At 45.8% G+C, this 1403-nt stretch carries 1 protein-coding gene; it reads right to left on the reverse strand.

Going from position 1 to position 1403, the window contains the following annotated elements; all coding sequences use genetic code 11:
- Nucleotides 1-1403: hemagglutinin repeat-containing protein (locus PVV57_RS10290; RefSeq protein WP_273784042.1), on the reverse strand; the 1403-nt coding region annotated here is incomplete at both ends.

A 1403-nucleotide genomic window follows, 5' to 3' on the forward strand; every position in this document is an offset into this window, starting at 1 on the left:
GTCAAAATCACCCGTTGTCTCATATTCAACAACAAAGCCATCACCTGCATCAAATTTCATGCCCCCACCAGCTTCCATGGTTACATAGTCGATACTTTCCTTCAGATAGCCTTTGTCGCCCTCACTCCACCACACAAGGCTTTCATTGCGCTGATAAACATCCTTAAAATCCTGATCCTTGTTGCTCAGAAACTTAATCTTCCCCTTATCTGCCGTAAGATGTATCTTGCCCTCACTTTTTGCCCCTATGGCTTTAAGTGTGAGATCCCCATCCTTGGCATGCATGGAAAGGTTGCCACCCGTTTCTATCGTGGTTTTGGTTGTGGTAACTTCGGTTGATTGTTGACGAAACTTATTCTTTTGCTTCGATTCATCGCCTTCTTTGCCTCTCAGATCTAAATCAAAACTGTTAAAGTCTTGCTCTGAAACCGCGTTGAGAGCACCACCACTGGTGAAATCCCCATCACCCTTGGCTTTAAATTTTCCCGCAAGATTAAGCTCACCCCCTGTAACAATGGTTAGATCGCCATCACTGTTAACTTCTGCCAAATGGTGATGAGAACTTTGAGCATCATAATGCCCTTTTTCCAAGCTTTGCTTATTCTCACTCTCTAGTACCAATGAACCAATGGTCGCAGAACCACCGACAGTCACCGTCGTCGAACCGCCACTGCTCCATTGCCCACCACTCATGCTTAAATCGCCAAGGGAGAGAATATTCAAATCCTGAACAGAGATGATTTGAGACTGCTGCCCCTCTCGATCAACAAAACCAAATTCATTCGTGTCACGGATCTTGGCAGTACCATCAATGATGGTCTTCGCATTGAGGGTGATGATATTCCCCAAGATAACCCCTGACGAATTGGCTAAAAGATCACCACTGTTGAGATCGACAGCACCGCTGCCAAGCAAAAAACCACCATCATTAAACAAAGTTTGCGTGGTCGAAACATGCAATGCATCATCACTCAAGATAGCACCGCTATTGCTAAAACGGTTCGCGTTCAGAGTGATGCCATTGCCTTTCAAACGTGCACTGGCAAGGTTTCCTTGCTGCGTTTTTGCCCCATAAACATCTTGTGCTAAAGAAGTGTTTGGCGCCAAATAAACGTGGGGCACTAAGACCTCTTGTCCGTCGACAAGGTGGGTCTCAAGCCAGATCATATCCTCTTTGATCCCAGCAATCTGCTGAGGTGTTAAGGGCTTGCCTAGCTCTAACCCCAAAGGACCTTGCTGCTCCACAGCATTGTCATAGAGCCTTTGCATTTGAGCATTGGGATCTTCAACATCAAGAAGAGTGCGATTGCCTGTTAGCTCAAAGATTTGCTCACCCACCAGACGAGATTCAAAATAAGCATCCCCCAACTTTTTAAACACGTGCTCAGGCTTATAATTGCCAA

It is taken from the genome of Bartonella sp. AU15XJBT, from assembly GCF_028618615.1.
Lineage (GTDB): Bacteria > Pseudomonadota > Alphaproteobacteria > Rhizobiales > Rhizobiaceae > Bartonella.